Origin of the sequence: Streptomyces sp. Tue6028 (genome assembly GCF_002300165.1) — a bacterium.
GTDB lineage: Bacteria > Actinomycetota > Actinomycetes > Streptomycetales > Streptomycetaceae > Streptomyces > Streptomyces siamensis.
Genome location: NZ_MLCE01000010.1, coordinates 265,058 through 288,473, shown reverse-complemented (window position 1 = coordinate 288,473; position 23,416 = coordinate 265,058). Strand labels below are relative to the sequence as shown.

Genomic DNA, 23,416 nt, shown 5'->3' with positions numbered 1-23,416 from the left:
GGCGGTCTCTCCCGGGAGCGCGACATCCCCGGTGATCGGGGGACCGAGCCCGGTGACCCCGGCAACCGGGGGAGCGCGGTCCGTCCCGCCGGTGCGGCGCAGGTAGCGTTCACCCTCATGCGCACCATCCTGATCACCGGCCAGGGCGGCACCGGCCGTACCACCGTCGCCGCGGCCACCGCGCTGCGGGCAGCCCACCAGGGCACCCGCACCTTGGTGCTCACCGCCGACCGCACCGACACCCTGGGTGCGGTCCTCGGCGTCCCGACGGGCCCGGCCCCCGTGGAGGCCGCGCCGAACCTCACCGCCTGGCGCCCCGACGCCGCCGCGCGGTTCCGCGAGGACCTCACCGCCTTCCAGCAGCGGGCCACCGCCGCCCTCGACCTGCTCGGCGCCTCCCGCCTGGACGCGGAGGAAGTCACCCCGCTGCCCGGCGCCGAGGAACTCGCCGTGCTGCGCGCCCTGCGCGACGCCGCACTCTCGGAGGCCTACGAGCTCCTGGTCGTGGACCTCCCGCCGGCCCCGCAGACCCTCGCTCTCCTCGGCCTCCCCGAGGAACTGCGCCGGTATCTGCGCCGGCTGCTCCCGCCGGAGCGCCAGGCCGCCCGCGCCCTGCGACCCGTCCTCGGCCGGCTCGCGGGCGTCCCGATGCCCGCGGAGTGGCTGTACGAGACGGCCGCACGCTGGGACGTCGAGCTGGCCGCGGTGCAGGCGGTCGTCGAGGACAGGGCCACGACCGTACGACTGGTCGCGGAGCCCGGCCCGGCCGGCACCGACGCCGTACGGACCGCCTCCACCGCGCTCGCCCTGCGCGGACTGTCCGTCGACGCCCTGGTCGCGAACCGTGTCCTGCCCACCGCCACGGACGACCCCTGGCTCGCCGCCCTCGCGGCCCAGCAGCACAAGGCCCTGGACGAGTGGCGCGAGACGTACGACCTGCACGAGGTCCCGCACCTGGGACGGGACCCCCGGGGCGGCGGCGACCTCGCCGAACTCCCGGTGCCCCACGTCAACGCGGCGCCCACCCCGGTCGAGTGGCCCGTCGTCGACCGGCTCGCCGACGACGGCGTGCTCGTCTGGCACATCCCGCTGCCCGGCGCGATACGCGAGGAACTGGACCTCGTCCGGCGCGGCGACGAACTCGTCGTCACCGTCGGGCAGTTCCGCAGGATCGTCGCCCTTCCGTCGGCCCTGCGCCGCTGCACCGTGGACGGCGCGGCGCTGCGCGAGGGCGAGCTGCGGATCCGCTTCGCGCCGGACCCCGCGCTGTGGCCGCGCGGCAAGTGAGGCACCGTCCGTGGCCCGGCCGATCCGTGCCCCGGACACGGTGAACGGTGTACCCCCGTTCGGGTAACGTCGAAGGCACGAACCGTAGGCAGGAGTCCGCCATGAGCGAAGAGCGCCCCACAACCGACGCCGCTCAGGAGGAGACGGCCGAAGAGGTGCGCGCGGCCGACGCCGACGCCTGGGCGCAGGCGTGCGCCGAGGACCTCGCGGCGGAGAAGGCCCGCCGCCGCGCCCAGTACGGCACGCCCCCCGGCTCGGCCGCCGAGGAACTGCGCAAGCTCGTCGACGCCGTCGCCGACAAGCTGTCCGGACTGCAGTCGCCGCTGTTCGGCGCGGTCGCCTCCGGCACCGCCCAGCAGATGGTCAACCAGGTCGTGCAGCAGGCCAAGGCCGCCGTCGAGCCCGTCCTGGAGCGAAACCCGGACGTGTTCGACCACCTCGCGGCCGCGGGTTCCGAGCTGCTCGCCGCCTACCGCTCGGCCGTCGAGGCCCAGGAGCGGCGCTGGACCACCCGGGACACCGGACCTCGCGACGAGGGCACCGGTCCGGGGGAGCGGATTGACTTGGACTGAAGGCCCCTCGGGTACGGTTGGCCGTAGCGGGGCTCGACCGAAACTGAGGGATTCATGGGACTCACCATCGGCGTCGATATCGGCGGCACGAAGATCGCGGCCGGTGTGGTCGACGAGGAAGGCAACATCCTCTCGACCCACAAGGTGCCGACCCCCACCACGCCGCAGGCCATCGTGGACGCGATCGCCTCGGCCGTTGAGGGCGCGCGCGCCGGTCACGACATCGTGGGCGTCGGCATCGGTGCCGCCGGATATGTGAACCGCCAGCGCTCGACGGTCTACTTCGCGCCGAACATCGACTGGCGGCAGGAGCCGCTCAAGGCCGAGGTCGAGGCCCGCGTGGGCCTGCCGGTCGTCGTCGAGAACGACGCGAACGCGGCCGCGTGGGGCGAGTACAAGTTCGGCGCCGGCAAGGGTCACCGCAACGTCATCTGCATCACCCTGGGCACGGGGCTCGGTGGCGGCATCATCATCGGCAACAAGCTGCGCCGCGGGCACTTCGGGGTGGCCGCCGAGTTCGGCCACATCCGCATGGTGCCCGACGGTCTGCTGTGCGGCTGCGGCTCGCAGGGCTGCTGGGAGCAGTACGCCTCCGGACGCGCCCTCGTCCGGTACGCCAAGCAGCGGGCCAACGCGACCCCCGAGCACGCGGAGATCCTCCTCGCCCTGGGCAACGGCACGCCCGACGGCATCGAGGGCAAGCACATCTCGGTGGCCGCGCGCCAGGGCGACCCGGTGGCGGTGGACTCCTACCGCGAGCTGGCCCGCTGGGCCGGTGCCGGTCTCGCCGACCTGGCCTCGCTCTTCGACCCGTCCGCGTTCATCGTCGGCGGCGGCCTCTCGGACGAGGGCGAGCTGGTCCTCGACCCGATCCGCAAGTCGTACAAGCGCTGGCTCGTCGGCGGCAACTGGCGCCCCGTGGCCGACGTCATCGCCGCGCAGCTGGGCAACAAGGCCGGCCTCGTCGGTGCCGCGGACCTGGCCCGGGAGCCCGACCCGATCATGTGACACCCGCACCGCCTGTGTACGTCTCCGCCCGCCGCGCCCTCCGGGGACGGCGGGCGGTGCCATGCCCGCCCCTCCCCGACCGGATCGCCGAAGCGGACGTCCGGTCCAGCTCTCCGACCGCAACGCCGCCCCCGGCGCGCACCGTCGCCGTCCGACCGGACCGCCGCCCGAGGCACGCCCCCTGGTTCCCGACCCGGATCGTCGCCCCCGGCGCGCACTCCCGCTCTCCGGCCGGATCACCGCCCCCGGCGCGCACTCCCGCTCTCCGGCCGGATCACCGCCCCCGGCGCGCACTCCCGCTCCCGGTGGGTCGTGGCGGCGTATCTTGATCCGCATGGCGACGACCCCGCTGCCCAACTCCCGTACCGAGCCCGACGGTTCCGCCGTCATCCGGGTGCTCAGCTACAACATCCGGTCGATGCGCGACGACACCGACGCGCTCGCGCGGGTGATCAGCGCCTGCGAACCCGACCTCGTCCTGGTCCAGGAGGCGCCGCGCTTCTTCCGCTGGCGCAAGAAGCTGGCACGGCTCGCGGCGGCGTCCGGGCAGGTGATCCTCTCGGGCGGGGCCACCGCCGCCGGCCCCGCACTGCTGTGTTCCCTGCGGGGGACGGTGGAACGCACCGAGGACGTCCTGCTCCCGCTCACCCCCGGCCTGCACCGGCGCGGCTTCGCCACCGCCGTGGTGCGCTTCGGGAGCGCCCGCCTCGGCGTCCTGAGCTGCCACCTCTCGCTCCAGAAGGACGAGCGGTACGAGCAGGGCGGCATGCTCCTCGACCGTCTCGCCGGCCTCGGCACCCCGTATGCCGTCGCGGGCGGAGACCTCAACGAACCCCCCGGCGGGCCCACCTTCACACGCCTGGCCGACACGCTCCAGGACGGCTGGACGACCCGTCCCTGGGGCGCCGAGCACACCTCCACCCCCACCGACCCGCACCAGCGGATCGACGCGGTCTTCGCCACGCCCGGCGTCGAGATCCTGGGCTGCGGGGTGCCGCTCGGCCTGCCCGGAGTGACGGAGGAAGACCTGAGGGCGGCCACGGACCATCTGCCCGTACTGGCCGCCCTCAAGGTGCCCGCGTCCTGAGCCGCGCTCAGACCACCGCGCCCCGGCCGGGGTCGTCCTCGTCCTCGTCGTCGGTCTTCATCCGCATCACCAGGGTGGTGAAACCGCCCAGGAAGCCGCCTATGCCGAGGGTGGCGAGCCACCAGGTCATGTCCCAGCCGAGGAGCACCGCCAGCAGCAGAAGCACCGGACCGCCGAGCACGGCGAGCCACGCGAACTTGGCGGTCGCGTCCGCGGCCGGCAGCGGGGGCGGCTCGGGCGGCACGAAGTGGCCCTCGTCGTCCTCGTCGAAGTCGTCGTCGGAGGGCTCGGAAGCGCGGTAGTCGCGCGGGCCGCCCACACCGGGAGCGAACGCGACCGAGCTGCCCAGCGGCTTCGCCGGGGACGGCTCGTCCGCGGACGGCCTGTCCGAGGATCCGGCCCCCGCGGCGCTCGTGTCGCCGTCGTTCTTCTCGCCGTCGTCCGGGCCGTCGTTCGTCTCCGGGTCGAGGAGCGCGAGGTCCTCGACCGACTTGAACGGCTTCGCACCCGGCGGGTCCGGCGGTTCCTCCCCGTACCCCGCGACGATCGCCTGCCACGCGGCGTCCTCGTCGAAGGGCACGCTCTGCTCCTCCGGCGACCCGCCGAGGGAGTCCCCGGACGACCCGCCGAGGGGCTCCCCGACCGGGATGCCCTTCTCCTCGGAGTCGCCGCGGTCCGCGTCGTACTCAGCCACCGGTGGCCGTCCCTTCCTGCTGACCCAGCTGGCCCGTGCCGGGCTCCTTGCCGACAGCGGGCGCGAGCCGGGCGATGAAGGCGTAGCTCTCCTCGAAGATCCGGTCCGCGTCATGGTCCAACGTCGCGACGTGGTAGCTCTGTTCCAGCAGGATCTCCGTGACGTCCGTGGACGACACCCTGCTCAGGACACGGGCCGAGTCCGCGGGCGGCACGACATGGTCCTGCGGGCTGTGCAGCAGCAGCAACGGCTGGGTGACCTGGGGCAGCTCACCGTCGACCTGCCGGTAGAAATTCCGCATGGAATGCGCGGAGTGCAGGGGCACCCGGTCGTAGCCGACCTCCTGGGCGCCCTCCTTGGCGATGTCGCTCGTGATCCCCTTCACGGTGGGCACGAGGTGGCGCAGGACCGGGAGGGCGTGCGCGGCGAGGCCGTGCACCTTGTTCGCCGGGTTGACGACCACGACGCCGGTGACGTCGTCCCCGTGCTTGGCGGCCAGTCGCAGGGCCAGGGTGCCGCCCATCGACAGACCGAGGACGAAGACCTGGTCGCACCGGTCCTTCAGGGCGCGCAGCTCGCGGTCGACCTCCGCGTACCAGTCCTGCCAGCCCGTGAGCTGCATGTCCTCCCAGCGTGTGCCGTGCCCCGGCAGCAGCGGCAGCGCGACGGTCAGGCCGCGCTCGGCGAGAAACTCCGCCCAGGGCCGCAGCGACTGCGGGGACCCGGTGAAACCGTGGCAGAGGAGGACGCCGACCTCTCCGCCCTCACGGCGGAACGGCTCGGCTCCAGGAAGGACCGGCACCTTCGGTCTCCTGTTCATCAGGCGGGCGGAACGGAACGAACGGAACCCCCGAGGCTTCGAGGCGTACTTCACCGTACGCGACCGCACTGACACCGACCAGGGTCGTCGGACCCTTTGACGGCGCTCCGGGTTAAGGTCTGACCGACGACACAGGAGGCACTCGGTTGATCTACGGCGCAATGAAGTTTTCCATCGGAGGGCCGCTGAAGCTCGCCTTCAGACCCTGGGTGGAAGGCCTCGAGAACATCCCCGCCGAGGGCCCCGCGATTCTGGCGAGCAATCACCTGTCGTTCTCGGACTCGTTCTTCCTGCCCGCGATGCTGGACCGCAAGGTGACCTTCATCGCGAAGGCCGAGTACTTCACGACGCCCGGCCTCAAGGGCCGGATGACGGCCGCCTTCTTCAAGGGCGTCGGGCAGCTCCCCGTCGACCGCTCCGGAGGGCGCGGCGCGGGCGAGGCGGCGATCAAGAGCGGCATCGACGTCATCGAGCGCGGTGAGCTCTTCGGCATCTATCCGGAGGGCACGCGCTCCCCGGACGGCCGTCTCTACCGCGGCAAGCCCGGCGGCCTCGCGCGCGTGGCGCTCGCCACCGGCGCCCCCGTCATCCCGGTGGCGATGATCGACACGGAGAAGATCCAGCCGCCGGGGAAGGTGATGCCCAAGCTGATGCGCCCGGGCATCCGCATCGGCAAGGCGCTCGACTTCAGCCGGTACGCCGGCATGGAGCACGACCGTTTCGTGCTCCGCGCGGTGACCGACGAGGTCATGTACGAGATCATGAAGCTCTCCGGCCAGGAGTACGTCGACATGTACGCGACGGCCGCCAAGCGGCAGATCGCGGAGGCGGCGAAGGCCGAGAAGGAGGCCGAGAAGGCGGCGAAGGCGGCGCTCGCGCAGGCCGCGAAGCAGGCCGCCGGGGAATCCGGCCACGGGGACAAGGAACGTTCCGGCTCCTAGCTGCGTCCGTGAGGACGTCGGGGAGCGGTGGGGTGGGGGGACATGGCCAGGCGCGAGAGAGTCATGAGGATGTCGGTCGAGCTGCCGCTGTGGCGCGCGCTCACCGCCTACCGCGTCCTGACCATGTTCTACGCGGTCGGGCTCTTCGCCACCGCGTACGACGAGTTCACCCGCCCCTGGGTCGCCATCGTGTTCTACGCGGTGCTGTGCGTGTGGACCCTGGCGACCCTGCCCAGGGTGGCGAACGCGGCCAACTGCACCAAGCGGTTCCTGGCCGCCGACCTCACCGTCGCGCTCGTCGGCATCCTGCTCACCCGGGTCGCCGACGCCTCGTCGCGGATCGAGGACGGCGGCCCGACGCTGCCGTCCATATGGACCGCCGGTTCCGTCCTCGCCTTCGCGGTCAAGGGCGGCTGGCGATGGGCGGCCTTCGCCTCGACCCTGGTCGCCGCGGTCAACGTCGTCGAGCGGGGCGCCCCGACCCGCGACACCGTGCACAACGTGATCCTCGTCTGGGTCGCCTCCATCGCCATCGGATACGTCGTCGAGGTCGCCCGCGCCTCCGAGCGCACCCTCGCCCGCGCCCTGGAGATCGAGGCCGCCACCCGTGAGCGGGAGCGCCTGGCCCGCGACATCCACGACGGCGTGCTCCAGGTGCTCGCCATGGTGCAGCGCCGGGGATCCGCGCTCGGCGGCGAGGCGGCGGAACTGGGCCGGATGGCCGGTGAGCAGGAGGTGGCGCTGCGCACGCTGGTCTCGGGCGGCCTGGTGCCCGTCTCCCGGGTGTCCGAGGACGCCGCGCTCGGCGCGGTCGTACGGGCCGTCGACGAACCGGACGCCGGCGAGGAGGCGGCCGGCCCGGCCGACCTGCGGGCCCTGCTCGCCCCGTACGCCACCGCGCGCGTGACCCTCTCCGAGCCCGGCGCGCCCGTACGGCTCGCACCGGGGGCCGCCGGGGAGCTGGCCGCCGCCGTCGGTGCCGCCCTCGACAATGTCCGCAAGCACGCCGGTCCCGACGCCCGTGCCTGGATCCTCGTCGAGGACGAACCGGACGAGGTGATCGTGACCGTGCGGGACGACGGTCCCGGCATTCCCGAGGGCCGGCTCGCGCAGGCCGAGGGCGAGGGGCGGCTCGGGGTCGCCCTGTCGATCCGCGGGCGGCTGCGCGACCTGGGCGGCACGGCCGAGCTGATCTCGGTCCCGGGCCAGGGCACCGAGGTCGAGCTGAAGGTGCCCAAGGCGTCCACGGCGAAGGCGGAGCAGTGACCCGGGCGGGGACGGAGCGGTGAACCGGAGGAAGGCGGAGCGGTGATCCGGGGGGAAGCGGCAATGGCGACGACGAACACGGTGGGGCGGCGATGACGGCGAAGACGGAGGCGGCGGACGTGCGGGGGAACGACCCGATCAAGGTCATGGTGGTCGACGACCACCCCATGTGGCGTGACGCCGTCGCCCGCGACCTCACCGAGTCGGGCTTCGACGTGGTCGCCACCGCGGGCGACGGCGAGCAGGCCGTGCGCCGTGCCCGGGCCGCCGCGCCCGACGTCCTCGTGCTCGACCTGAACCTGCCCGCCAAGCCCGGCGTCCAGGTCTGCAAGGAACTGGTCGGCGCCAACCCCGCCCTGCGTGTCCTGGTCCTGTCGGCCAGTGGTGAGCACGCCGACGTCCTGGAGGCGGTGAAGTCCGGCGCCACCGGTTATCTCCTCAAGTCGGCGTCCACGGAGGAGCTGATCGACGCGGTGCGTCGTACGGCCGTCGGCGACCCGGTGTTCACACCGGGCCTCGCGGGCCTCGTCCTCGGCGAGTACCGCAGGCTCGCCTCCGAACCGGTCCCCGCCGCGGGCGACGACGAGCCGAAGGCCCCGCAGCTCACCGACCGCGAGACCGAGGTGCTCCGGCTCGTCGCCAAGGGCCTGAGTTACAAGCAGATAGCGGAACGTCTCGTCATCTCCCACCGCACGGTGCAGAACCACGTGCAGAACACCCTGGGCAAGCTCCAGTTGCACAACCGGGTGGAGCTGGTGCGCTACGCCATCGAACGCGGTCTTGACGAGGCGTAAACCTGGTGCATCCCACCTTCGGGTGAAGGTCGTAGATCAACACCCGCACAATTCACCGGAATTGACCTTCCGCACCATGCCGAAGTGACCTGCATCACCCTTAGCGTGAGTTCATCAGGCAACCGCGGCGAAGGGACTTTTCCATGCGGGTCGGAGTACTGACCGGAGGCGGCGACTGCCCCGGGCTCAACGCCGTCATCCGGGGCATCGTCCGCAAGGGCGTGCAGGAGTACGGCTACGACTTCGTCGGCTTCCGGGACGGCTGGCGAGGTCCGCTCGAAGGCGACACCGTCCGTCTCGACATCCCCGCCGTGCGCGGCATCCTGCCGCGCGGCGGCACCATCCTCGGCTCCTCGCGGACCAACCCCCTCAAGCAGGAGGACGGTATCCGCCGGATCAAGGAGAACCTCGCCAAGCAGGAGGTCGAGGCGCTCATCGCGATCGGCGGCGAGGACACCCTGGGCGTCGCGGCGCGCCTCACCGACGAGTACGGCGTGCCCGTCGTCGGCGTACCGAAGACCATCGACAACGACCTCTCCGCCACCGACTACACCTTCGGCTTCGACACCGCGGTCGGCATCGCGACCGAGGCCATCGACCGCCTGCACACCACCGCCGAGTCGCACATGCGCGTGCTCGTCGTCGAGGTCATGGGCCGTCACGCGGGCTGGATCGCCATCCACTCCGGTCTGGCGGGCGGGGCCAACGCCATCCTCATCCCGGAGCAGCGCTTCGACGTCGAGCAGGTCTGTCAGTGGGTGACCTCGCGCTTCAAGGCGTCCTACGCCCCGATCGTCGTGATCGCCGAGGGCGCCATGCCCAAGGACGGCGAGATGGTCCTCAAGGACGGCTCGCTCGACTCCTTCGGCCATGTCCGCCTCTCCGGCGTCGGCGAGTGGCTGGCCAAGGAGATCGAGAGGCGCACCGGCAAGGAGGCCCGCACCACCGTGCTCGGGCACGTCCAGCGGGGCGGCACCCCGAGCGCCTTCGACCGCTGGCTCGCCACCCGCTTCGGCCTGCACGCCATCGAGGCCGTCCGGGACGGCGACTTCGGCAAGATGGTCGCCCTGCGCGGCACGGACATCGTCCGCGTCCCGATCGCGGAGGCCACGGCCAAGCTGAAGACGGTCGACCCGAAGCTGTACGAGGAAGTCGGCGTCTTCTTCGGCTGACCCGGCACCCTGGGGTTATGGGCCGTATATTCGGCCCATAACCCTCCAGAGCGGGAGATGCCGGTGGAGATCGTTGCGTTCGGAGTGCAGTCCGACGAGAGGCCGCTCATCGAGAAGGCCTTCGAGGGGCACCACGAAGTCCGCTGCCTCGACGTCTTCCTCACCGAGGACACCGCCCCCATCGCGGCCGGCTACGAGGCCGTCTCCAGCAGCGTCAACTGCGGTCTGGGGCACCGCGTCCTGCAGACGCTCGCGGCCGGTGGCACCCAGCTGATCGCCCAGCGCTCCACCGGGTTCAACAACATCGACCTCGAGGTCGCCGAACGCCTGGGCATGACGGTCGCCCGGGTCTCGTACTACTCGCCCCACTCGGTCGCCGAGTTCGCCTGGACCCTCGCCATGGCCGTCAACCGCCGTATCGTGCGCGCCGCGACCCGCACCCGCGACTTCGACTTCCGGCTCGACGGGCTGATGGGCCGTGACATGCACGGCCGCACCGCCGGCGTGGTCGGCACCGGCAAGATCGGTGAGGCGTTCGCCACGATCGCGCACGGCTTCGGCATGAACCTGCTCGGCTGGGACATCGCCGAGAACCCGGCCTGCGTCGAACTCGGCATGAAGTACGTCCCCAAGGAGCGCCTCCTCGCCGAGTCGGACCTCGTCACCCTGCACGTGCCGCTGATGCCGCAGACCCATCACCTCGTCGACGCCGCCGCCCTGCGCGCCATGAAGGACGACGCGATCCTGATCAACTCCAGCCGCGGCGGACTCGTCGACTCCCGGGCGCTGGTCACCGAACTGCGCGAGGGCCGCTTCACGGGCGTCGGCCTCGACGTGTACGAGGAGGAGGCCGGGCTCTTCTTCCTCGACAAGTCCCTGGAGCCCGTCGAGGACGACACCCTGGCCCGCCTCGTCACCTTCCCGAACGTCCTGGTCACCTCGCACCAGGCGTACTACACCGAGGACGCCGTCGGCCAGATCATCGACACCACGGTCCGCAACGTCCTCGACTACGCCGAGGGGCGCCGCTCGGAGAACGTGCTGGTGCCCCGCAGCTGACCGATCAGCTCCCGCACCACGGCCGTGCCGTTCAGCGTCAGCACCGACTCGGGGTGGAACTGCACGCCCGCGAACCCCGGACCGCGCATCGCGTGCACCTCGCCGCCGTCGCCGCGGCTCACCTCGACGCCGTGCGCGGCGAGCTCCGCGAGGGCCTCGTCGTCGCAGCGCGCCACGAAGCTGTTGTAGAAACCGACCGTCTCCGTCCGCCCGAAGAGGTCGATCGCCGTCTGCGCCCCCTGGTACGGCACCTCCTTGCGGACGATCTCCAGGCCCAGCTCGGCCGCGATCAGCTCATGGCCCAGGCAGACGCCCAGCACCCCGTGCCGGTGTCCCCGGATCACCTCGGCGGTGAGGCCGCGCAGGAAGCGCATCTTCGGGTCCCGGACGTCGCCCGGATCGCCCGGACCGGGGCCCAGCACGAGGGGGCCCTCGTGTGCGAGGACCGCCTCCCGCAGACCCGGCTCGTCGTAGCGCCGCACCGTCACGCCGAGCCCCGACGAGCGGAGCAGATGCGCGAGCATCGCCGTGAAGGTGTCCTCGCCGTCCACGACGAGCGCGTGCCCGTCGAGATCGTCGCCCCGCTCCTGCATCCGCAGCCAGAACGGCGCGAGCGAGGACCGCCGCCCGTCGAGCGCGGCCCGCACCCGCGGGTCGTCCGCCAGCCGCGGCCCCGCGTGCTCGGTGCGCGGCCGCGCCTCCCCGACGCCCAGCGCCGCCAGCACCCCCGCCGCCTTCGCATGGGTCTCGGCGACCTCGCCGACCGGATCCGACCCCCGTACGAGGGTGGCGCCCACCGGGACCCGGAGCCGTCCGTCCGCGTCGATGTCGGCGGTCCGGATGAGGATGGGGGAGTCGAGGGTCTGCGCCCCGCCGGAGTCCCGCCCGACGAGGGCCAGCGCCCCCGCGTAGTAGCCGCGCCCGCCGACCTCGTGCCGCTCGATGACCCGGCAGGCGTTCTGCACCGGCGACCCGGTGACGGTCGCCGCGAACATGGTCTCGCGCAACACGTCCCGCACGTCCAGCGAGGACCGGCCCCGCAACTCGTACTCGGTGTGCGCGAGATGGGCCATCTCCTTGAGCCGCGGGCCGATCACCACCCCGCCCATGTCGCCGACCGTGCACATCATCTTGAGCTCCTCGTCGACGACCATCGACAGCTCCTCGATCTCCTTGCCGTCGGCCAGGAAGGCGAGCAGGTCCTGTGGTGTCGGGCCCTCGGCCGGGTAGCGGTACGTCCCGCTGATCGGGTTCATCACGACGGTCCCGCCCGACATCCGGACATGCACCTCGGGGCTCGCCCCGACCAGCGTGCGCCCACCCGTCGCACGCCCCGTGGGCCCTTCCTGCGCCCCGGTGTGCACCACGAACGTCCAGTACGCGCCGCGCTCACCCACCAGCAACCGCCGGAAGAGGGCGAGGGCGTCTGCCCTCCCGAACCCCGCGATCCGTCCCTCGTACGTCCGCCGGATCACGAAGTTCGCACCCTCGCCCCGCCCGATCTCCTCGTCGAGCACCCGTCCGACGATGCCGGCGTACTCCTCGTCGCCGACGTCGAAGCCGCCGCCCTCGACGCGCACGTCGTGCGACGGCAGCTGCTCCAGGACCCGGTCCAGCGGGAGTTCGTGGCGCTCCTGGGGGACGAGCACGGTGAGCGGGGTGCCGTCGTCGCGGACGTCGAAGCCGCGCTCCCGGATCTGGCGGAAGGGGATCAGCGCGAGCGCCTCGCCGGGGATGTCGGCGAGCAGGTCCACCTCGCGCACCTCGCCCAGCAGGAGCTCCACCACGTCGTGGTCGTGGCCGGGTGTCCGGCGGCGCAGCAGGGCGAACGGTCGGGGATCGTCCAGCAGGTCGAGCAGGTTCATCGGTCGGTTCCTTCTCGTGAGCGGAGCTCGCTCGGCGAGCTCACCTGGAGAGGAACGACCCCGGGAAACACCGAAGGCCGCCCCTCGGGCGGCCTTCGCGAAGTCTTGCGTACGCGCAGTCAGTGGGCCGCCGGATGAGCGGTCCACCACCAGTTCTGGATCGAGTGCGCGAACATGCGCCGAACCCTACCCGACGCCGACGGTCGGGCAACAGCGTGAACCGTCCCCGCGCGGCGTTCGGAGAGCACGGCCAGCGGCCATGGATGGCCAGGAAACCCCGCCCGACCGGAGGAGAGAGCCATCCACGCCGCCCGTTCACCCCAGTCCCGCCGAAGGAGCGCCCGCGCTCTCACTCTGGTCCTCGCCGCCGCGGCCCTGGCCGCCGGACCGCTCGGCGCCGCGCGCTCGGCCCCGCTGCCGACCGACTCCGACGACATCACCCGGGTCTCCTACCGGGGCCACGAGTTCACCGTCCCCGCCTCCTGGCAGGTCGTGGACCTCGAGAAACATCCGGATACCTGCGTCCGGTTCGACCGGCACGCCGTGTACCTCGGCACGCCGGGCAGCCGGCAGGACTGCCCGGCCCAGGCCAGGGGGCGCACCGAAGCGCTCCTGATCCAGCCGGCGTCCACACCCGTCACGGGCAGCGCCGTCACCGAGAACCGCGTGGCGCGCACCTACCGGGCGACCGCCGACCGGATCGCGGTGACCGCCGCCTACGGCTACGACCGCACCCGCATCCAGGACGTGCTGCGCAGCGCGGGCCTGCCCGTCGCCGCCGCCCAGGACGAGCAGCCGTCCGGGACGCCCGCCGTGGCCCCGCTGCCCGACGACGCGACCTCCTTCCGGGGTGAGGGCTTCGACGCCTGCACCGCGCCCGGCCAGGACGCCATGGACGCCTGGCGGGAGCACTCCGACTACGGCGCCATCGGCATCTACATCGGCGGCATCAACCGGGCCTGCTCGCAGACGAACCTCACCGCCGCATGGGTGCGGACCCAGTACACGAAGGGCTGGCGGTTCTTCCCGCTGTACGTCGGCCGCCAGCCCTCCTCCGACGGCGGCAGCTGCCAGGGCGACTGCGCGGCCATCACCAGCCCGGTCACGCAGGGCACCGCGGCCGCCGACGACGCGGCCAAGCAGGCCGCCGCGCTCGGCTTCGCCAAGGGCGCGGTGATCTACAGCGACCTGGAGAACTACGAGCCCGGCGGCACCGTGACCGACCAGGTCCTCGGCTACGTCGACGCGTACACCGAGCGGCTGCACGAGCTCGGCTACCGGGCGGGCGCGTACGGCAACACCTCGTCCCTGGTCGCCGACCTCGTGAAGAACCGCGAGGACGTGACCCTGCCCGACGTGATCCACTTCGCCCGGTGGAACGATCAGGCGACCACCGCCGACCCGGCGGTCCCCGCCGACCTGTGGAACGAGCACCAGCGCATCCACCAGTACGCCGGCGACACGACCGAGACGCACGGCGGCGTGAAGATCTCCATCGACCGCGACCGGCTCGACGTGGACTGACCGGGCCGGGTCGACGACCCCGGAGAGCAGCGGTTCCGGGCGGCCGGGCGACCCTGTCGCGCCGGCCGCCCGAGGCGTCCCGATCGAGCGTGCGCCGTCTCACTTGATGAGCACGTGAATGGACGCCCGACACGACCCCGTAATGTTGGGAGGGTGACCGTGAACGCTAAGTCCAGCGCGAGCGCTGGCAACACCTGGCGAAACCTGCCCGCGGCGCAGCAGCCCGAGTACCCCGATGCCGAGGCTCTGCGCGATGTGATCGCGGACCTCGAGTCGTATCCGCCGCTCGTCTTCGCGGGCGAGTGCGACCAGCTGCGCGCCCGGATGGGAGCCGTCGCCAAGGGCGAGGCGTTCCTCCTTCAGGGCGGCGACTGCGCCGAGGCCTTCGACGCCGTGTCCGCCGACCACATCCGTAGCAAGCTCAAGACCCTGCTCCAGATGGGCGCCGTGCTGACGTACGCCGCCTCGGTGCCGGTGGTGAAGGTCGGCCGGATCGCCGGCCAGTACTCCAAGCCGCGCTCCAAGGGCACCGAGACCCGCGACGGCGTGACCCTGCCGACCTACCGGGGCGACTCGGTCAACGGCTTCGACTTCAACGAGAAGGCCCGCGTCCCGGACCCCGAGCGCCTGAAGCGGATGTACAACGCGTCCGCCTCCACGCTCAACCTGGTGCGTGCCTTCACCACCGGCGGTTACGCCGACCTGCGCCAGGTGCACGCCTGGAACCAGGACTTCGTGAAGTCGTCCCCCTCGGGCCAGCGCTACGAGCAGCTGGCGCGCGAGATCGACAACGCGCTGAACTTCATGCGGGCCTGCGGCACCGACCCGGAGGAGTTCAAGACCGTCGAGTTCTACGCCTCCCACGAGGCGCTGCTCCTCGACTACGAATCGGCGCTGACCAGGGTCGACTCGCGTACGGGACAGCTGTACGACGTCTCGGGCCACATGGTGTGGATCGGTGAGCGCACCCGGCAGCTGGACGGCGCGCACATCGAGTTCGCCTCGAAGATCCGCAACCCGATCGGCATCAAGCTGGGCCCGACGACGACGGCCGAGGACGCGCTGCAGTACATCGAGCGCCTCGACCCGGAGCGTGAGCCGGGCCGTCTCACCTTCATCGTGCGGATGGGCGCGGACAAGGTCCGCGACAAGCTGCCCGAGCTGGTCGAGAAGGTCACCGCGTCCGGTGCGACGGTGGCCTGGGTGACCGACCCGATGCACGGCAACACCTTCGAGGCGGCCTCGGGCCACAAGACCCGCCGCTTCGACGACGTGCTCGACGAGGTCAAGGGCTTCTTCGAGGTCCACAAGGCCCTCGGCACGCACCCGGGCGGCATCCATGTCGAGCTCACCGGTGACGACGTCACCGAGTGCGTGGGCGGCGGCGACGAGATCTTCGTCGACGACCTGCACCAGCGCTACGAGACGGCCTGCGACCCCCGCCTGAACCGCAGCCAGTCCCTGGACCTGGCCTTCCTCGTCGCCGAGATGTACCGCGACCAGTAACGGACCACAGGCTGGTCCGGCTGTTACCAGCAGGTGAAGTGGGGCGTGGATCACATACGATCCGCGCCCCACCGCACTTTTGCGGCCCTCGGGAGCCGGGTAAGGTTAGGTTAGCCTCACCGATCAATCGGGACTCCGCTCCATCGGTACGGCACGACCCAGAAACCCCGTCGGGAGGTGGACCGCGTGTTCGTCTGCAGCTGCTTCGGTGTCACCGAGGCGCAGGTGAAGAAGCACGCGGAAGAGGGTGCCTGCACCCCCCGCCAGATAGCGTCGGCATGCAAGGCGGGCACGGACTGCGGTTCGTGCGTCCGCCGTATCCAGGCCCTGCTGGGCCGTGGCGCGTGCCCGCGCCGTGAGCTCGCGGACGAGGGCAGGCCGGTCCTGTCGGACCTCGCGGACGCCCCGGTGCCCGCGCCCGTGGCGATGCCTGCGACGGCGATGCCCGCCACGGCGGCTCTGACCGTGGCGGCGCTGACTGCGGCGGCGGCCGAGGCCGCCTGACGCGTCTGTCGCCGGATCAGCTCTCCGGCTGCTCGATCAACTGCGCGATGTACAGCGCCTCGCCGAGCTTCTCGATCAGTTCGAGCTGGGTGTCCAGGTAGTCGATGTGGTGCTCCTCGTCCGCGAGGATCGACTCGAAGATGTTCGCCGACGTGATGTCGCCCTTCGTGCGCATCACCTCGATCCCGCGCTTGAGGCGGTCGATCGCCTCGACCTCCACCTGCCGGTCCGCCTGGAACATCTCGGTGAGGGTCTGCCCCACCCGGACATGGAACAGGCGCTGGTAGTTCGGCAGGCCCTCCAGGAAGAGGATCCGGTCGGTGAGCACCTCGGCGTGCTTCATCTCGTCGAACGACTCGTGCCGCGTGTACTTGGCGAGCTTCGTCCAGCCGAAGTTCTCCTGCATCTTCGCGTGCAGGAAGTACTGGTTGATCGCGGTGAGCTCGCCGGTCAGCTGCTCGTTGAGGAATTCGATGACCTCGGGGTCGCCCTGCATCGCAGAGGCTCCTTCCAAGCGGGGACTGGGCAGGTTGCGCCGCATCCTCGCATCGGCGCACTGAACCGTCCAGTAAGTGCACGCTTAGTAGGAGTTGCCCGATTCGGGACGGGGCTGGTCATGTGCACTGTCCCGGGTCTGTCAGGATGGAGTCATGGGTCAGCCGGTGGAGAGAGAATCTGGAGAAGCGGCACAGTCGGAGCTTCCGCCGGGGCAGCGACTTCAGCGCGGCTGGCCGGTCACGCACTACGGGCCCGTACCCAAGTTCCGTCCCGAGCGCTGGGAGTTCAGGGTCTTCGGCGCCACCGCCGACGGGGAGAAGCACTGCTGGACCCACGAGGAGTTCACGGCCCTGCCGTACGCCTCGGTCGTCGCCGATCTGCACTGCGTCACGAAGTTCAGCATGCTCGGGGCCGAATGGGGCGGCATCCCGGCCCGGACGATCCTGGACATCGCCCCGCCCGCACCGTCCGTCACTCACGTGATGGTCTGGGCCGAGTACGGCTTCAGCTCGAACCTCCGCCTTTCGGACTTCGCGTCCGACCGCACGATCTTCGCCACGCACAAGGACGGTGAGCTGCTGACGGCGGAGCACGGCTTCCCGCTCCGCCTCGTCGTCCCGCACCTGTACGCCTGGAAGGGGCCCAAGTGGGTCCGTGGCGTGGAGTACATGACCGCCGACCGCCGTGGCTTCTGGGAGGAGCGCGGCTACCACAACATCGGCGACCCCTGGCGGGAGCAGCGCTACTCCTACCAGGAGGAGCCCGGGGACGGCCCCGAGCTCTGACTCCCGTGACGGCGGCCGGCCGCTGACCGGCGGTCCCTCAGTGGTGGTACCGGTGGACCACCGCGTGCCCCTTGCCGCGGCCGATCGTCCACTTGTTGACCGGCGTGGTGACCACGAAGGCGATCACCAGCGAGATGGCCAGCGAGATCCAGAACAGGGCGTCGGCCAGGCCCGCGTCCATGGCGTCCGGCCACAGCACGATCACGCCGTTGTCGATCAGCTCCATCACTGCGATGGACAGGGTGTCGGCCGCCAGTGCCACCCGGAAAGCGGTCCGGAAGTCGACGCCCGCCCGCAGGACGCCGCGCAGCGTGAGCGAGTAGCCGAAGAAGAACGCGAGCACGATCGCCAGGACCATCGTCGGCACATTGCCCCAGCCGAGCGCCGTGCCGATCACCATGCCGAGGATCTCGCCGATGGCGCACCCGGTGAGGCAGTGCAGGGTGGCCTGCGCGGCCATGGACCAGCTCGCCCCGCCGTGGCCCTCGTGCCCCCGGTGCTCCTCGTGTCCCTGGTGCCCGTGGTGCCCGTGGTGGCTGTGCTGGTCCTGCTGGGCCCCGTGGTGCTCGTGCTGTGTGTGCGTGTTGTGCTCCATGCGTGCCCCCATGCTGGATGACGGTCCCTGTGCGCAGAAGGAACCGTATACCCCCAGGGGGTATTCCTCAACGGGTTATGAATCCCGGAGTTTCTTCAGTCGCTCCACGTCCGCCGCATGCCCTTCCTTACCGCCCGGCGTCTCGATGATCAGAGGTACGCCCGCGGTGGCGGGGTGGGTCATCAGGGCGCGGAACGGGTCCTCGCCGATGTGTCCGGAGCCGATGTTCTCGTGGCGGTCCTTGTGCGCGCCGACCACGTCCTTGGAGTCGTTGGCGTGGATCAGCTTCAGCCGTCCCTCGCCGACCGTGTCGACCAGCAGGTCGAGCGTCTGGTGCATGCCGCTCGGCCCGGTCAGGTCGTGGCCCGCCGCGAAGATGTGACAGGTGTCGAGACACACGCCCAGCCTGGGGTGGGCGTCGAGCGCCTCGAAGTACGGCCCGAAGTCCCAGGTGCGGGAGCAGAGCGAGGCACCCTGCCCGGCCGTCGACTCCAGGAGGAGGAACGGATCGTCGTCGTGGGTCAGCTCGTCCAGCAGGGGCAGCATGTGCTCACGGACCTGCGCGAGGGCGACGGAACGCTCCCTGCCGCCGGTGGCGCTGCCGGTGTGCACCACCACGCCGAGGGCGCCTATCTCCCGGGCCCGGCGCAGCGAGTGCCGCAGGGACTCCACCGACTTCTCCACCGTCGCCTCGGTGTGCGAACCGAAGTTGATCAGATACGGGGCGTGGACGTACGCGGGGATCGACTCGGCGGCGCACGCGGCGCGGAAGGCCTCGTCCTGCCGGGGGTTTCCGGCGGGCGTGGCCCAGCCGCGCGGGTTGGCGACGAAGACCTGGACGGTCTCGGCCGCGAGGTCGCGCGCGTAGGTCAGGCCGACGGAGTGGAGGCCGCCCGCCACCGGGACATGGCCGCCGACGGGGTTGCGGAGCTGCTTGCTGGTCACACCCTTCAGGGTGTCATGGGCTGCCGAGGTCTCCGTCGGCGGATCTCGACGGGGTCGCGGGCAACGGGCCCGCGGCAGAGCCGCGGGCCTCGCGCTCAGCGGATCTCGATGGTGATCGTCGACCCCTTGGGCGCGGTCTCCCCGCCCTCCACCGACTGGCTCTTGACCTTGTCGCCGAACAGCCCGAGCAGCCCGCGGTCCTCGTCGACCTTGAACCCGGCGCCTTCGAGCTTCTGATGGGCGTCGTCGACACTGTCGCCCACCACGTCCGGGACCTCGACCATCTCGGGGCCCTTGGAGATCGTCAGTGTCACCGTGTCGCCCGAGGCGGCCTCGCGGCCCGCGGCCGGCGTCTGCTCGGCGACCTGGCCCTTGTCGAACTCGGAGGTGACGCGCTTGGTGGCGATCTTCACCTTCAGACCGGAGTCCTCCAGCTCGGCGGTGGCGTCCTCGACGGACGAGCCCGTGACCTCGGGCACCTCCACCGGGCTGCCCTTGCTGACGGTGATCGCGATGGCCGAACCCGCGTGCCGCTCGGTGCCCGCCTGCGGGTCCGTACGGATCACGAAGCCCTTGACGACGTCCTCGCTGAACTCGCGGTTGACCATGCCGGCGGCGAGACCCTTGTCCTTCAGCACGTCCTTCGCCTTGAACAGGGCGAAGCCCTTCAGGTCGGGCACCTTCACGGTCTCGGGCCCGTCGGAGACGGTCAGCGTCACGGAGTCGTTCGCGCGGATCCGGGCGCCGACGGCCGGGTCGGTGCCGATCACGCTGCCGCGCTTCACGGTGTCGCTGAACGCGTGCTTGACCGACTTCACGTCGAGCCCGGCCTTCTCCAGCTGGGCCCTGGCGTCCTGCTCGCTCTTCGAGAGGACCGGCGGGACCTTGGTGAACTGGCCCGAGTTGATGTACCAGATGCCGGTGCCGAGGCCCAGCACCAGCACGACGGCGGCGACGATCGCGAGCATCCCGCGCCGGGGCCGGGCAGGTCCGCGCCGCGGCAGCGGAGGCTCGGAGGCGAACTGGGTGGTCCGCTCGAACCGGCTGGTGTGCGAGACCGCCCCGTCCGTGTGGGGTTCGTTCACCGGCAGCGGCCGGGGCACGGACAGCGAGCGCGGGATCACGCTCGTACGGTCCTCGGCGATGTCGCGGCCCACCGCGAGGGCGCCCGGCGGCACGGCGTCGAGCTGCTCGGCGGTGAGCCCCGCCCGCGCCTCCAGGACCTGGCCGAGCAGCGCCACCGCGTCGTGCGGGCGCACCTCGGGATTGCGGGCGGTCGCCGTGGCGACCAGCTCGTCCAGCGCGTACGCCATGCCGGGGACCAGGCCCGACGGGGGCGGCACGTCCGCGTGCAGGTGCTGGTAGAGCACCTGGGCGGGCGAGTCCCCGGAGTGCGGCTTGGCGCCGGTGAGCATCTCGTACAGGACGACGCCGCAGGCGTAGACGTCGACGCGGGTGTCGGCCGTGCCGTGCTCGATCTGCTCGGGAGCGAGGTACGACACGGTGCCGAGGACCGTGCCCGTCGTGTTCGTCACCGTGTCCACGGCCCGGACCAGGCCGAAGTCCGCCACCTTGACCCGGCCGTCGTCCCCTATGAGGACGTTCTCCGGCTTCATGTCGCGGTGCACGAACCCGGCCCGGTGCGCGGCGCCGAGCGCGGCGAGCACCGGCTCCAGGATGTCCAGCGCCGCCCGCGGCTGGAGCGCGCCCCGGTCGCGCAGCACGTCGCGCAGGGTGCAGCCGGCGACGTACTCCATCGCCAGGTAGACGTACGACCCGTCCGCGCCCTGGTCGAAGACCTGCACCACATTGGGGTGCGCGAGCCGCGCCACCGACTTGGCCTCACGGATGAACCGTTCGACGAACGAGCCGTCGGCGGCCAGCGTCGGGTGCATCACCTTGAGCGCGAGCACGCGGTCGAGGCGGGTGTCCAGGGCCCGGTAGACCGTGGCCATCCCGCCGACCGCGATCCGCGCCTCGACGCGGTAGCGGCCGTCGAGCACCTGCCCGACAAGCGGGTCGTGAAGGGTCGTATCCACGCAGGTGAGTGTACGAGCCGCCACTGTCACGACGACCCGTTCGGCCGATACCGGGGCGGGACTGCAGCCGAGCTGTGACGCGCGGCGCACGCACGCGCGCGCCGCTCTCGCACAGGCGTCCGGTACGGGGCGGGGGTATCCCCGCGCGGGGCCGTTCCGTCAGAAGGCCGGACGCTCGGGATCCAGTCGTGCCATGCCCTCCGTGGGGGACGACGCCTCGGCGAAGTGACGGCGCGGGATGCGGCCGGCGCGGAAGGCGAGGCGTCCCGCCTCCACCGCGTGCCGCATCCCTTCCGCCATCAGTACCGGCTCCTGCGCCCGCGTCACGGCCGAGGCGAGCATCACACCCGCGCACCCCAGCTCCATGGCGAGCGCCGCGTCGGAGGCGGTCCCGGCGCCCGCGTCCAGGATGACCGGCACACGCGCGTGCTCGGTGATCAACTGGAAGTTGTGCGGGTTGCGGATGCCGAGCCCGGAGCCGATCGGCGAGCCGAGCGGCATGATCGCGGCGCAGCCGACGTCCTCCAGCTTCCGCGCGAGCACGGGGTCGTCGTTCGTGTACGGGAGCACCGTGAACCCGTCGTCGACCAGGGTCTCCGCGGCGTCCAGCAGCTCGATCGGGTCGGGCAGCAGCGTGCGCTCGTCGGCGATGACCTCCAGCTTGACCAGGTCGGTGCCGAGCGCCTCGCGCGCGAGGCGGGCGGTCAGCACGGCCTCGCCCGCGGTGAAGCAGCCCGCCGTGTTCGGCAGCACGCGAATGCCGAGCCGGTCGAGCACGGACAGGACGGAGCCGTGCACGGACGCGTCCACACGCCGCATCGCGACGGTCGTCAGCTCCGTGCCGGACGCCACGAGCGAGCGCTCCAGGACGTCGAGGCTGGGCGCCCCGCCCGTCCCCATGATCAGCCGGGACGAGAAGGACGTACCACCGAGGACCAGGGGATCGTCGGCCATGGGTCAGCCTCCCTGGACGGCGGTGAGGACTTCGACGCGGTCTCCCTCGGCCAGCGGCGTGAGCGGCCACTGCGTGCGCGGGACGACCGTTTCGTTGAGCGCGGCCGCCACCCCGGAGGGGGCGGCGGTGAGCGTGGCGACGAGCGCGTCGAGAGCGGTCCCCGCGGCGATGTGCTGCCGCTCGCCGTTGACGAAGATGTTCATGCGGACTGCTCCGTGAGGGCGGCGGCGAAGCGCCGCGGGGTGAAGGGGCGGGCCTCGTCGGGAAGTTCGCCCGTGGTCAGGACGTGCGCCATTGCGTCACCGGTGACCGGGGTGAGCAGCACGCCGTTGCGGTAGTGGCCGGTGGCCAGCAGGAGGCCGTCCAGGCCGGTCGGGCCGATCAGCGGCGCGTTGTCCGGCGAGCCGGGGCGCAGCCCGGCGCGCGTCTCGGTGAGCGGCAGTTCGGTGATGCCGGGCACCAGCTCGTGCGCGTCGCGCAGCAGCTCGTACACACCGCCCGCGGTCACCGTGGTGTCCCAGCCCAGCTCCTCGCTGGTCGCGCCCACGACGAGCTCGCCGCTCTCCCGCGGTACCAGATAGACCTGGCTGCCCCGGACGACCGCACGGACCGTGCGGCTCAGGAACGGCGCGTACCGCTTCGGCACCGTCAGTCGCAGCACCTGCCCCTTCACGGGGCGCACGGGCGGCAGCACATCGTCGGGTACGCCCGCCAGGCGCCCGCTCAGGCTTCCCGCGGCGAGCACCACCTGGCCCGCGGACAGTTCGGTGCCGTCCGTGGTCACGGCTCCCACGGCCCTGCCGCCCTCGACCCGCAGGCGCTCCGCCCAGGTGCGGTGGAACACCACGTCGGCCCGCTCGCAGGCCGTGACCAGGGCGCCCGCGAGCCGGCGGGGGTCGATCTGGTGGTCGCCGTCGACCCGCAGGCCGCCGCGCACGCCGGGCGCGAGCATCGGCTCCAGACGGCGGCACTCACGGCCGCTCAGCCACTCCGACTCCAGCCCGGACCGGCGTTGCAGGGCGTGCAGTTCGCGCAGATGGGCGCGGTCGTCGGCGTCCAGGGCGACGGCCAGCGTGCCGCACCGCCGGTACCCCAACTCCTGGCCGGTCGCCTCGGTGAGTTCGGCGGCGAAGTCCGGATAGCGGCGTGCCGAGGCCAGGTTGAGGCCCAGCAGGGTCTGTTCGCCGTAGTGCAGTTCGGTGACGGCGGCGAGCATTCCGGCCGCGACCTGAGCGGCCCCGCCGCCGGGCTCGGGGTCCACGATCGCGGTGGCCAGCCCGCGTTGCGCGGCCCGCCAGGCCGTGACCAGGCCGATGATCCCGCCCCCGATGACGAGGACGTCGGGCGTTCGTGACGACATGGGCGTCCAGCCCCTCCCTTCGCCGGCATGACCCGGATCAGGTTCGTACGGTCGGAGGCCGCCCAGCCTCCCTCTCAGCCCGGTGCGTCCGGGCTCCCGCGAGTGCTTTACGTTGGCCACCCTAGCCCGCTGTCACATGT

General features: G+C 71.8%; 24 protein-coding genes and 1 riboswitch. Of the genes, 13 read left to right on the top strand and 11 right to left on the bottom strand.

The genetic code is table 11. The features are described 5' to 3' along the window. Nucleotides 1-117 precede the first annotated feature (117 nt). The 4 genes from BKI49_RS09440 to BKI49_RS09425 all read left to right on the top strand — a co-directional run bounded on the left by BKI49_RS09440 (nucleotide 118) and on the right by BKI49_RS09425 (nucleotide 3,954). Nucleotides 118-1,287 carry an ArsA family ATPase gene (locus BKI49_RS09440; protein WP_095933750.1) on the top strand — a complete coding sequence of 390 codons (1,170 nt, stop codon included), beginning with the start codon at nucleotides 118-120 and terminating at the stop codon, nucleotides 1,285-1,287. Nucleotides 1,288-1,388: 101 nt separating this feature from the next. Continuing rightward, on the top strand, nucleotides 1,389-1,859 hold the full coding sequence (locus BKI49_RS09435) for a DUF5304 domain-containing protein (RefSeq protein ID WP_028803237.1): 471 nt from the start codon (nucleotides 1,389-1,391) through the stop codon (nucleotides 1,857-1,859). A 54-nt stretch (nucleotides 1,860-1,913) separates the two neighbouring features. Further along, the gene (locus BKI49_RS09430) at nucleotides 1,914-2,867 is read left to right on the top strand and encodes an ROK family glucokinase (protein ID WP_095933749.1); all 954 of its coding nucleotides are present in this window, start codon (nucleotides 1,914-1,916) and stop codon (nucleotides 2,865-2,867) included. Nucleotides 2,868-3,201: 334 nt separating this feature from the next. Further along, a complete protein-coding gene (locus BKI49_RS09425; RefSeq protein WP_095933748.1) occupies nucleotides 3,202-3,954 on the top strand; it encodes an endonuclease/exonuclease/phosphatase family protein in 753 nt (250 codons plus the stop codon). A 7-nt stretch (nucleotides 3,955-3,961) separates the two neighbouring features. Here the strand turns inward: BKI49_RS09425 and BKI49_RS09420 are convergent, their stop codons facing one another. Next, complete coding sequence (locus BKI49_RS09420; protein WP_095933747.1) at nucleotides 3,962-4,648, bottom strand: hypothetical protein; 687 nt, start codon at nucleotides 4,646-4,648, stop codon at nucleotides 3,962-3,964. Beyond that, nucleotides 4,641-5,450, bottom strand: a complete 810-nt coding sequence (locus tag BKI49_RS09415) for an alpha/beta hydrolase (RefSeq protein WP_095933746.1) — start codon at nucleotides 5,448-5,450, stop codon at nucleotides 4,641-4,643. The genes BKI49_RS09420 and BKI49_RS09415 overlap by 8 nt, the downstream gene beginning before the upstream one ends. A gap of 179 nt (nucleotides 5,451-5,629) precedes the next feature. Between BKI49_RS09415 and BKI49_RS09410 the strand changes: the two genes are divergently transcribed. From BKI49_RS09410 to BKI49_RS09390, 5 genes are all read left to right on the top strand, one after another. Beyond that, the gene (locus tag BKI49_RS09410) at nucleotides 5,630-6,409 is read left to right on the top strand and encodes a lysophospholipid acyltransferase family protein (RefSeq protein ID WP_095933745.1); all 780 of its coding nucleotides are present in this window, start codon (nucleotides 5,630-5,632) and stop codon (nucleotides 6,407-6,409) included. A gap of 42 nt (nucleotides 6,410-6,451) precedes the next feature. Next, complete coding sequence (gene macS, locus BKI49_RS09405) at nucleotides 6,452-7,675, top strand: MacS family sensor histidine kinase (RefSeq protein WP_095933744.1); 1,224 nt, start codon at nucleotides 6,452-6,454, stop codon at nucleotides 7,673-7,675. Between the two features lie 146 nt (nucleotides 7,676-7,821). Further along, complete coding sequence (locus BKI49_RS09400; protein ID WP_095933774.1) at nucleotides 7,822-8,469, top strand: response regulator; 648 nt, start codon at nucleotides 7,822-7,824, stop codon at nucleotides 8,467-8,469. A gap of 143 nt (nucleotides 8,470-8,612) precedes the next feature. Then, nucleotides 8,613-9,641, top strand: a complete 1,029-nt coding sequence (locus tag BKI49_RS09395) for a 6-phosphofructokinase (protein WP_095933743.1) — start codon at nucleotides 8,613-8,615, stop codon at nucleotides 9,639-9,641. A gap of 63 nt (nucleotides 9,642-9,704) precedes the next feature. Further along, a complete protein-coding gene (locus BKI49_RS09390) occupies nucleotides 9,705-10,700 on the top strand; it encodes a 2-hydroxyacid dehydrogenase (RefSeq protein WP_095933773.1) in 996 nt (331 codons plus the stop codon). Here BKI49_RS09390 and BKI49_RS09385 read toward each other — a convergent pair. Continuing rightward, nucleotides 10,652-12,565 (bottom strand): anthranilate synthase family protein, encoded by a 1,914-nt coding sequence (locus BKI49_RS09385; protein ID WP_095933742.1) that lies wholly within the window; start codon nucleotides 12,563-12,565, stop codon nucleotides 10,652-10,654. The two genes, BKI49_RS09390 and BKI49_RS09385, sit on opposite strands and share 49 nt — an antisense overlap. 119 nt (nucleotides 12,566-12,684) lie before the next feature. Next, nucleotides 12,685-12,741 (bottom strand): trp operon leader peptide, encoded by a 57-nt coding sequence (locus BKI49_RS36295; RefSeq protein WP_076973970.1) that lies wholly within the window; start codon nucleotides 12,739-12,741, stop codon nucleotides 12,685-12,687. A 316-nt stretch (nucleotides 12,742-13,057) separates the two neighbouring features. Here BKI49_RS36295 and BKI49_RS09375 point away from each other — a divergent pair, with 316 nt between their 5' ends. The 3 genes from BKI49_RS09375 to BKI49_RS09365 all read left to right on the top strand — a co-directional run bounded on the left by BKI49_RS09375 (nucleotide 13,058) and on the right by BKI49_RS09365 (nucleotide 16,099). Next, complete coding sequence (locus tag BKI49_RS09375) at nucleotides 13,058-14,089, top strand: glycoside hydrolase domain-containing protein (RefSeq protein ID WP_257004675.1); 1,032 nt, start codon at nucleotides 13,058-13,060, stop codon at nucleotides 14,087-14,089. A gap of 153 nt (nucleotides 14,090-14,242) precedes the next feature. Continuing rightward, nucleotides 14,243-15,595, top strand: a complete 1,353-nt coding sequence (locus BKI49_RS09370) for a class II 3-deoxy-7-phosphoheptulonate synthase (protein ID WP_095933739.1) — start codon at nucleotides 14,243-14,245, stop codon at nucleotides 15,593-15,595. Between the two features lie 186 nt (nucleotides 15,596-15,781). Further along, the gene (locus tag BKI49_RS09365; RefSeq protein WP_179332375.1) at nucleotides 15,782-16,099 is read left to right on the top strand and encodes a (2Fe-2S)-binding protein; all 318 of its coding nucleotides are present in this window, start codon (nucleotides 15,782-15,784) and stop codon (nucleotides 16,097-16,099) included. 16 nt (nucleotides 16,100-16,115) lie between these two features. On the opposite strand, the gene bfr is transcribed toward BKI49_RS09365, so the two are convergent. Beyond that, entirely contained in the window at nucleotides 16,116-16,595 is a 480-nt protein-coding gene (gene bfr, locus BKI49_RS09360; protein ID WP_095933737.1) for a bacterioferritin, read from the bottom strand. A gap of 154 nt (nucleotides 16,596-16,749) precedes the next feature. Between bfr and BKI49_RS09355 the strand changes: the two genes are divergently transcribed. After that, complete coding sequence (locus tag BKI49_RS09355; protein ID WP_095933736.1) at nucleotides 16,750-17,382, top strand: sulfite oxidase-like oxidoreductase; 633 nt, start codon at nucleotides 16,750-16,752, stop codon at nucleotides 17,380-17,382. A gap of 37 nt (nucleotides 17,383-17,419) precedes the next feature. On the opposite strand, the gene BKI49_RS09350 is transcribed toward BKI49_RS09355, so the two are convergent. The 6 genes from BKI49_RS09350 to thiO all read right to left on the bottom strand — a co-directional run bounded on the left by BKI49_RS09350 (nucleotide 17,420) and on the right by thiO (nucleotide 23,276). Beyond that, nucleotides 17,420-17,977, bottom strand: a complete 558-nt coding sequence (locus BKI49_RS09350) for a DUF4396 domain-containing protein (RefSeq protein WP_095933735.1) — start codon at nucleotides 17,975-17,977, stop codon at nucleotides 17,420-17,422. A gap of 75 nt (nucleotides 17,978-18,052) precedes the next feature. After that, a complete protein-coding gene (locus BKI49_RS09345) occupies nucleotides 18,053-18,922 on the bottom strand; it encodes a deoxyribonuclease IV (RefSeq protein ID WP_095933734.1) in 870 nt (289 codons plus the stop codon). A 95-nt stretch (nucleotides 18,923-19,017) separates the two neighbouring features. Continuing rightward, complete coding sequence (gene pknB, locus BKI49_RS09340) at nucleotides 19,018-20,961, bottom strand: Stk1 family PASTA domain-containing Ser/Thr kinase (protein ID WP_257004674.1); 1,944 nt, start codon at nucleotides 20,959-20,961, stop codon at nucleotides 19,018-19,020. 159 nt (nucleotides 20,962-21,120) lie between these two features. Next, nucleotides 21,121-21,915, bottom strand: coding sequence for a thiazole synthase (locus BKI49_RS09335; RefSeq protein ID WP_095933732.1), 795 nt, complete (start codon nucleotides 21,913-21,915; stop codon nucleotides 21,121-21,123). Between the two features lie 3 nt (nucleotides 21,916-21,918). After that, the gene (gene thiS / locus BKI49_RS09330) at nucleotides 21,919-22,119 is read right to left on the bottom strand and encodes a sulfur carrier protein ThiS (RefSeq protein ID WP_095933731.1); all 201 of its coding nucleotides are present in this window, start codon (nucleotides 22,117-22,119) and stop codon (nucleotides 21,919-21,921) included. Then, nucleotides 22,116-23,276 carry a glycine oxidase ThiO gene (gene thiO / locus BKI49_RS09325; protein WP_095933730.1) on the bottom strand — a complete coding sequence of 387 codons (1,161 nt, stop codon included), beginning with the start codon at nucleotides 23,274-23,276 and terminating at the stop codon, nucleotides 22,116-22,118. Before thiO ends, thiS begins: the two co-directional genes overlap by 4 nt. After that, a riboswitch (TPP riboswitch) is annotated at nucleotides 23,274-23,386 on the bottom strand. (Overlaps the previous gene by 3 nt.) Between the last annotated feature and the right edge of the window lie 30 nt (nucleotides 23,387-23,416).

Coding starts and splice junctions, on each gene's coding strand:
- BKI49_RS09425 (WP_095933748.1), top strand. CDS start 3,202: ATGGCGACGACCCCGCTGCCCAACTCCCGTACCGAGCCCGACGGTTCC.
- BKI49_RS09385 (WP_095933742.1), bottom strand. CDS start 12,565: ATGAACCTGCTCGACCTGCTGGACGATCCCCGACCGTTCGCCCTGCTG.
- BKI49_RS09430 (WP_095933749.1), top strand. CDS start 1,914: ATGGGACTCACCATCGGCGTCGATATCGGCGGCACGAAGATCGCGGCC.
- BKI49_RS09350 (WP_095933735.1), bottom strand. CDS start 17,977: ATGGAGCACAACACGCACACACAGCACGAGCACCACGGGGCCCAGCAG.
- BKI49_RS09335 (WP_095933732.1), bottom strand. CDS start 21,915: ATGGCCGACGATCCCCTGGTCCTCGGTGGTACGTCCTTCTCGTCCCGG.
- BKI49_RS09355 (WP_095933736.1), top strand. CDS start 16,750: ATGGGTCAGCCGGTGGAGAGAGAATCTGGAGAAGCGGCACAGTCGGAG.
- BKI49_RS09440 (WP_095933750.1), top strand. CDS start 118: ATGCGCACCATCCTGATCACCGGCCAGGGCGGCACCGGCCGTACCACC.
- macS (WP_095933744.1), top strand. CDS start 6,452: ATGGCCAGGCGCGAGAGAGTCATGAGGATGTCGGTCGAGCTGCCGCTG.
- BKI49_RS09400 (WP_095933774.1), top strand. CDS start 7,822: ATGGTGGTCGACGACCACCCCATGTGGCGTGACGCCGTCGCCCGCGAC.
- BKI49_RS09410 (WP_095933745.1), top strand. CDS start 5,630: ATGAAGTTTTCCATCGGAGGGCCGCTGAAGCTCGCCTTCAGACCCTGG.
- thiS (WP_095933731.1), bottom strand. CDS start 22,119: ATGAACATCTTCGTCAACGGCGAGCGGCAGCACATCGCCGCGGGGACC.
- bfr (WP_095933737.1), bottom strand. CDS start 16,595: ATGCAGGGCGACCCCGAGGTCATCGAATTCCTCAACGAGCAGCTGACC.
- BKI49_RS09395 (WP_095933743.1), top strand. CDS start 8,613: ATGCGGGTCGGAGTACTGACCGGAGGCGGCGACTGCCCCGGGCTCAAC.
- BKI49_RS09435 (WP_028803237.1), top strand. CDS start 1,389: ATGAGCGAAGAGCGCCCCACAACCGACGCCGCTCAGGAGGAGACGGCC.
- thiO (WP_095933730.1), bottom strand. CDS start 23,276: ATGTCGTCACGAACGCCCGACGTCCTCGTCATCGGGGGCGGGATCATC.